This window comes from Pseudonocardia pini (assembly GCF_013870575.1).
Lineage (GTDB): Bacteria > Actinomycetota > Actinomycetes > Mycobacteriales > Pseudonocardiaceae > Pseudonocardia > Pseudonocardia pini.
The window spans coordinates 1-6,303 of record NZ_JACBXB010000295.1 but is presented as its reverse complement, the minus strand read 5'-3'; the positions used below and the strand labels follow the sequence as shown (position 1 = coordinate 6,303).

Here is a 6,303-nt window from a genome sequence, read left to right as displayed (position 1 = left end):
TCGCCAGCTCCTGCAGCTCCACCGTCCGGGCGAAGCCGCCGAGCAGGACCCCCGCCACGAAGGCGACGGGGACACCCGCCAGCAGGACGATCTGCACCAGCGGGAGGACGAGCAGGGGGACGCCCAGCAACGGCAGGACGTGCAGTGCGCCCCACACCCCGACCACCGAGAACGCCCCGTACGCGTAGACGGGTCCCAGCGTCCTGCGCGTGTGCGGGGCCCCCGCGGCGAGCCTGCGGACGAGCACGACCGCCGTCGCGAGCACGAGCACGACCGTCAGCACGACCAGCACCGGCTCCCACACCGCCAGCAGGTCCGGACGGTCGGCGACGAACAATGGGTCGTAGGGCGCGGGTCTCGGCGTGAACAGCGGTTGGGGGAGCACCAGCACGGTCGTGAGGACGTACCCGGCCCCCGTCAGGACCCGGTCGAGGCGGGTGCCGAGCCTGCCGGCGGGGAAGGCGAGCAGGGCGTGCAGCACGAGCGCGATCGGGACGGTCGCCACCAGCTGCCCCACCGCGATCAGCGCGGGCGCATCGGTGTTGACGAGCCCGGTCGCCAGCCACACGACGGCCCCGGCGCAGAAGAGCGGTCCCGTGCCGTTGCTCGGGCGGCGGCTCCACGCGAACGCGCCCACCACGGCGTAGACCAGCCCGGTGAGCGGCAGCGTCAGCAGCATCCAGTACGGCGCCTGCGAGCTGCCGACCAACAGGGCCGCCTCGACCCCCACCACACCGGCGCTGAGCACCACGAACAGCAGGAGTGCGCGGCTCACACCCCCGGCCCCCCGAGCGATCATGGGCGCACAGTGGCACGCGGACGGACCGCTGTCGACCCCACCGCTCGGACCACGGTCCCCTCGGCCGACCGGACCTGGGCCGCTGTCGGCGGGGGCCGTGCTGATCGAGCTTCGGTCGCGATCACCCGAGCGTGCGGCGCCGGCGGGCCGCAGCCGAGACGCTGCTGTGCCCGGGGACCCAGGCCGAGCGGGTGCGGTGCCGCGCGGATCGACGTCACCGCCGTCCCGTCCACAGGCCCGTGGTCAGGTCGGTTCGAGGGCGCCGTCGAGCACGGTCGTGAGAAGTGCGTGGAGGTCCTCGGCGAGGTCGAACGGGGCCGGCTCGGCGGCGATCCACCGCATGACGGCGGAGAAGTAGCCGAGCGAGATCAGTCGGCCGACGGTGTGCGGGTCCGTCCCGCTGCGCAGCGGTGGGCGGCTCTCGGTGGCGAACACGGCGATGTCGCGGGCAAGAGGATGGTCGACCAGCGCATCCGTGTTCTTCAGGGTCACCGGCAAGACCGCGGCGGTCTCGGCGCGGGTCTCCTCGTTCAGCGCTGCGAGCGCGGCGAGATAGCTACCGAGCACCTGCCGTAGCGGTCGGTCGGTGAGGTCGCCCGGGTCGAAGGAGAGGGCTGCGCGTTGGCGGCGGCGCAGCGTCCACTCCTCGAGGAACGCGACCTTGCGCGGGAAGTGGTTGAACACGGTGGTCCGCGCCAGACCGGCTCGAGTGGCGATGTCGTCCATCGAGGTCTCGTCGTAGCCGCGTTCCACGAACAGCGCGATGGCCGCGTCGAAGACCCGGTCGCGACGCTCGTGGCGTTTACGGGTCCTCCTCGTGAGCGGAGCGTCGCCTTCCCGTGCGCCCCCCAGCGGGGCGACGAGGTCGCGGATCGTGCCTGCCGGTTCGGGCTTCATCGCGGCCAGTAGACCATGTCCGGGCCACGAAGTTGTACTCCAGTCTTGCTTCGTGGGCGGACGGCGTCCTACCCTTCGCCGCAGCGAAGGTGTACTCCAGTACGGATTCGTGACTCTGGTCGACGAGGAACGGAGAACCATGACGGCGAACCACCCCGCCGAGCACCCGGTGGACGGTGCGTACGGGCTGCTCCGGGCGGGCGCGCGGTCCCGGGCGGACGCGGTGTTCCTCCTGTTCGCCGCCGACGCCGACGAGCCCGTCGAGATCAGCTATGTCGAGCAGCTCCGACGCGCCGACGAGACCGCCGGGTTGTTGGCCGGGCTCGGTGTGGGCCCGGGGGACCGGGTTCACCTGATGACCCCGAACCGGCCCGAGTTCCTCGACGTCTGGTTCGCCTGTGCCCGGCTCGGAGCGGTCGTCGTGCCCGTCAACCCGCTGTCGACCAGCGGGGAGGTCGCCCACCAGCTCGCCGACTCGCGAGCCGTGGTCTCGGTGGTCGATCCCGCGCTGCGGGCGACGGTGGAGGCGGCAGCCGGAGACCGGGCGGTGCTGACCCTCGACGAGATCGTCGCGCGCCGCGCAGGAGCGACGCCCCCGCCGCCGCACGACCGGACCGATGTCGCGGCGATCATGTTCACCTCCGGGACCACCAGCGTCCCCAAGGGCGTGCAGGTGACCCACGCGAACTACCTGCGCGCGGGTCGTGCGGTGGCCGAGCACCTGGGTCTCACCGCCGAGGACCGGTGGCTGGTCACCCTGCCGTTGTTCCACGGGAACGCCCAGTACTACTGCCTGATGTCCGCGTTGGTCAGCGGCGCGTCGGTGGCCCTGACCTCACGGTTCTCCGCGACCGGCTGGCCACGCCAGGCCAGGGACCTGCGGCCCACGATCGCCAGCCTGTTCGCCGCCCCGATCCGGATGCTGTTGGCCAGGTCCGAGCCGGACCCGGCCGACGTCGACACCGCGTTGCGGCTGGTGCTGTTCGCGCAGAACCTCGCCGAGGCGCAGGCCGCCGAGTTCGAGGCCCGGTTCGGGGCACCGCTGGTGCAGCTCTACGGCATGACCGAGACCGTCGTCCCGCCCTTCGTGAACCCGCTCGACGAGCGCCGCCGGTGGGACTCCATCGGCCTGCCGCTGCCGGGTGTGCGGGCCCGCGTCGTCGACGAGCAGGGCGATCCGGTCCCGGCCGGGACACCGGGGGAGCTGCAGATCGGCGGGACCCCGGGGGTCGACGTCACCCCCGGCTACGACGGCCGCCCGGAGGCGACCGCCGCCCTGTTCGACGGCGAGTGGCTGCGGACCGGGGACCTCGTCCGGCTCGACGAGCTGGGCCGCGCGTTCTTCGTCGACCGGGCCAAGGACATGGTCAAGCGTGCGGGGGAGAACGTCGCCGCGAGTGAGGTCGAGCAGGTGCTCGGTGCGCACCCGGCCGTGCTGGAGAGCGCCGTGCACGGCATCCCGGACCCGGTGTACGACGAGGCGATCGTGGCCCACGTGGTGCTCCGTCCCGGATCCCGCGCGGAACCGGCGGAGCTGATCGAGTGGTGCCGGGAACGGCTGTCGCGCTTCAAGGTCCCCGAGACGGTCGTGGTGCGCGAGGAGCTGCCACGCACGAGCGTCGGCAAGATCCGCAAGGACGCGCTGCGGGCCGAGTTCGCCGCGTCGTCCTGAATCCCGAGAGGAGAACCCCGTGAAGTGGGTGACCTACGACGCCGGTGCCGGACCCCGCGCCGGCGTGCTCGACGGCGAGAGCGTGCGCGGCCTGCCGCCCGCGGTGACCGTGCTCGCCCTCCTGGAGAGCGGCGGGCTCGGCGAGGCGGGCGAGGCCGCCCGCCGCGAACCCGTCGAGGTGCTGCCGCTCGCGGCGGTGCGGCTGCTCGCCCCCATTCCGCGTCCGCCGTCCATCCGGGACGCGCTGTGCTTCCTGCAGCACATCCGCAACTGCTACCGGGCGATGGGCCGGTCCACCGAGCTGGCCCCGGCCTGGTCACAGGCGCCCGCCTTCTACTTCGCCAATCCGGCCGCGGCGGTCGGCCCGTACACCGACGTCGCCATCTCCCCGGGGTGCGAGCGCTTCGACCTGGAGCTGGAGTTCGCTGCGGTGATCGGTCGCGGTGGGCGGGACCTGCACCCGGACCGGGCCGAGGCGCACATCGCCGGCTACACGCTCTACAACGACTGGAGCGCCCGCGACCTGCAGGAACGCGACTTCACCCAGGGCATCGGGATGGGCAAGTCGAAGGACGGCGCGATCACCCTCGGTCCCGCCCTGGTGACCGTCGACGAGCTGGAGCCCTACCGCCGCGACGGGAGGCTCGCCCTGGAGCTCTCGGCCGCGGTCAACGGCGAGGAGCTGGCCCGCGGCTCGTCGTCCAGCATGGACTGGACTTTCGGCGAGCTGCTGGCCTACCTCTCCCGTGGTACGGACCTGCGCCCGGGTGACGTGATCGGCTCGGGCACCGTGCCCGGAGGCTGCCTGCTCGAGCACGTCGACACCGACAGCCCCGCGGACTGGAAGGGCTGGCTCCAGCCCGGCGACGTCGTGTCGCTGCGGGGCGAGGGGATCGGTGCGACCGAGCAGACGGTCCGTGCCGCCCCACCGCTGATCCCCCTGCGGTCGGGCTTCTGAGGCCCGACCCACCCGACCGGGACCCACCCCCCGGTGCACTTCCCGACGACGACGACGGAGAGAACGCATGACCACCAACCTGACCCATGACGTCCAACGGTCCACCCCCCGAGCGGTCGAGCTGATGAGCGCCCTGTTCGGTGGCCAGGTCCAGGACCCCTACCCGGTCTACGCCGAGCTGCGCGAGATCGGCGACGGCATCCACTGGTCCGACGACCTGCAGGCCTACATGGTCACCCGCTACGCCGACGTCCGGAAGATCGGCAGCGACCCGCGCACCTTCTCCAGCGACCTGTTCTACGACTCCGCCCCCAGCGCCCACGACCCGCAGAACCCCGAGCACCTGCGCTTCCTCGACGCGGCGTCGCGGCTGTTCATGTTCGCCGACCCGCCCGTGCACACCCGGATCCGCTCGACCTTCCGGCACGCGTTCACCCCGCAGGCCGTCGAGAATTGGCGCACGCTGATCGAGGGCGTGACCGCCGAGCTGATCGACCGCTACCCGCGCGGCGAGGAGTTCGACATCATGCCGGGCTTCGCCGCGGACGTGCCGGTCGCGGTGATCGCCGCGATCCTCGGGGTGCCGAACGAGATGCGCGGCAAGTTCCGCGAGTGGTCGTATGCGTACGCGTCCACGTTCGACCCGATCGTCCAGGGGGAGCGGCGCAGCCAGGCGATCGCCACCTCGCTGGAGCTGTTCGACTACCTGGGCGAGCTCGTCGCCGCCCGGAAGGCCGAGCCCCGCGACGACCTCATCACCACCCTCGTGCAGACCGAGACCGTCGACGGGGACACCCTGGGAGACGTCGAGCTGCTCGCCCAGCTGGCCCTGCTCCTGGTGGCGGGCAACGAGACCACCACCACGTTGATCGGCAGCGGGCTGACCCTGCTGTTCGACAATCCGGACGTGCGCGAGCGACTCGCCGAGGACATGTCGCTGCTGCCGGACGTGCTCGAGGAGATGCTGCGGATCGACCCGCCGCTGCACTTCGTCCTGCGCAAGACCGCGGTGGAGGCGCAGCTCGGCGAGCGGACCCTGCCCGCCGAGTCGATGCTCTTCCCCTGCCCGGCCTCGGCGAACCGGGACCCGCGCCGCTTCGACCGGCCGGACGAGTTCGTCGTGCCGCGCGAGGACAACAAGCACCTCGCGTTCTTCCACGGCATCCACTTCTGCGTCGGCGCGCCGCTCGCCCGGCTGGAGGGACAGGTCGTGTTCGAGCACATCCTGCGCGCCTTCCCGGACATCCGGGCGGGCGAGGCGCCCGCGGTGCGGCGGGCGTCGAACTCGATCGCCCGGGGCTGGGACGCCCGCCCGGTGGTCCTGTGAGCGACGTGGAACCGACCGTCCTCGTCCACAGTGACCAGTGCGCGGGCAGCGGCGCCTGCAGGCGGATCGCGCCGGACCTGTTCGGTGCCGACGACAAGGGCTGGGTGGTGCTGCTCGACGCGCGGCCCGGCGCCGACCGGCTCGACGACGTCCTGGAGGCGCAGGACGCCTGCCCGCTGGCGGCCATCGAGGTGCACGACGGCCAGGGGGAACCGATTGAGTGAGACCGAGACCGACGTGACGATCGTCGGCGCCGGGCCCACCGGCCTGTTCGCCGCCTACTACGCCGGGTTCCGCGGGAAGCGCGTCACGCTCGTCGACGCGCTCCCGCAGCCCGGCGGCCAGGTCAGCGCGATGTACCCGGAGAAGGAGATCCTCGACGTCGCCGGCTTCCCGGCGGTGCGCGGGCGGGAGCTCGTGGACCGGCTCGTGGCGCAGGCGGACCGCTTCGCCCCCACCTACGTCCTGGGTGAGCGCGCCGCCGAGCTCGACCGGGCAGGCGACGGCCTGGTCCTGCGCACCTCGGGCGGGCGGACCATCCGCACCCGCGCGGTCGTCGTCGCGGCAGGCATCGGGCACTCCGCGCCGCGCCCGATGTCGCCCGCCCCCGGGATCGTCGCGGGCGACATCGCCCACTTCGTGCCGGACCC

The 6,303-nt window shown here is 72.6% G+C and carries 7 protein-coding genes; 5 read left to right on the top strand and 2 right to left on the bottom strand.

From position 1 onward, the window contains the following. Both H5J29_RS17360 and H5J29_RS17355 read right to left on the bottom strand, forming a co-directional pair. A partial coding sequence (locus tag H5J29_RS17360) for a hypothetical protein (RefSeq protein WP_220187547.1) occupies window positions 1-799 on the bottom strand: 799 nt, incomplete at its 3' end. Window positions 800-1,042: 243 nt separating this feature from the next. After that, window positions 1,043-1,696, bottom strand: coding sequence for a TetR/AcrR family transcriptional regulator (locus H5J29_RS17355; RefSeq protein ID WP_181781997.1), 654 nt, complete (start codon window positions 1,694-1,696; stop codon window positions 1,043-1,045). A gap of 139 nt (window positions 1,697-1,835) precedes the next feature. Between H5J29_RS17355 and H5J29_RS17350 the strand changes: the two genes are divergently transcribed. The 5 genes from H5J29_RS17350 to H5J29_RS17330 all read left to right on the top strand — a co-directional run. Continuing rightward, window positions 1,836-3,368 carry a class I adenylate-forming enzyme family protein gene (locus tag H5J29_RS17350; RefSeq protein WP_181781996.1) on the top strand — a complete coding sequence of 511 codons (1,533 nt, stop codon included), beginning with the start codon at window positions 1,836-1,838 and terminating at the stop codon, window positions 3,366-3,368. Window positions 3,369-3,387: 19 nt separating this feature from the next. Beyond that, complete coding sequence (locus H5J29_RS17345) at window positions 3,388-4,326, top strand: fumarylacetoacetate hydrolase family protein (RefSeq protein ID WP_181781995.1); 939 nt, start codon at window positions 3,388-3,390, stop codon at window positions 4,324-4,326. A gap of 67 nt (window positions 4,327-4,393) precedes the next feature. Further along, complete coding sequence (locus H5J29_RS17340; RefSeq protein ID WP_181781994.1) at window positions 4,394-5,653, top strand: cytochrome P450; 1,260 nt, start codon at window positions 4,394-4,396, stop codon at window positions 5,651-5,653. 5 nt (window positions 5,654-5,658) lie between these two features. Further along, window positions 5,659-5,877 (top strand): ferredoxin, encoded by a 219-nt coding sequence (locus tag H5J29_RS17335; protein ID WP_220187546.1) that lies wholly within the window; start codon window positions 5,659-5,661, stop codon window positions 5,875-5,877. Beyond that, window positions 5,870-6,303 (top strand): NAD(P)/FAD-dependent oxidoreductase (locus tag H5J29_RS17330; RefSeq protein WP_181781992.1); only part of this gene is annotated, 434 nt, incomplete at its 3' end. The genes H5J29_RS17335 and H5J29_RS17330, both read left to right, overlap by 8 nt.

Bases quoted from the DNA above. Each gene is read 5' to 3' on its own strand.
- H5J29_RS17355 (WP_181781997.1), bottom strand. From the start codon at position 1,696: ATGAAGCCCGAACCGGCAGGCACGATCCGCGACCTCGTCGCCCCGCTG.
- H5J29_RS17350 (WP_181781996.1), top strand. From the start codon at position 1,836: ATGACGGCGAACCACCCCGCCGAGCACCCGGTGGACGGTGCGTACGGG.
- H5J29_RS17340 (WP_181781994.1), top strand. From the start codon at position 4,394: ATGACCACCAACCTGACCCATGACGTCCAACGGTCCACCCCCCGAGCG.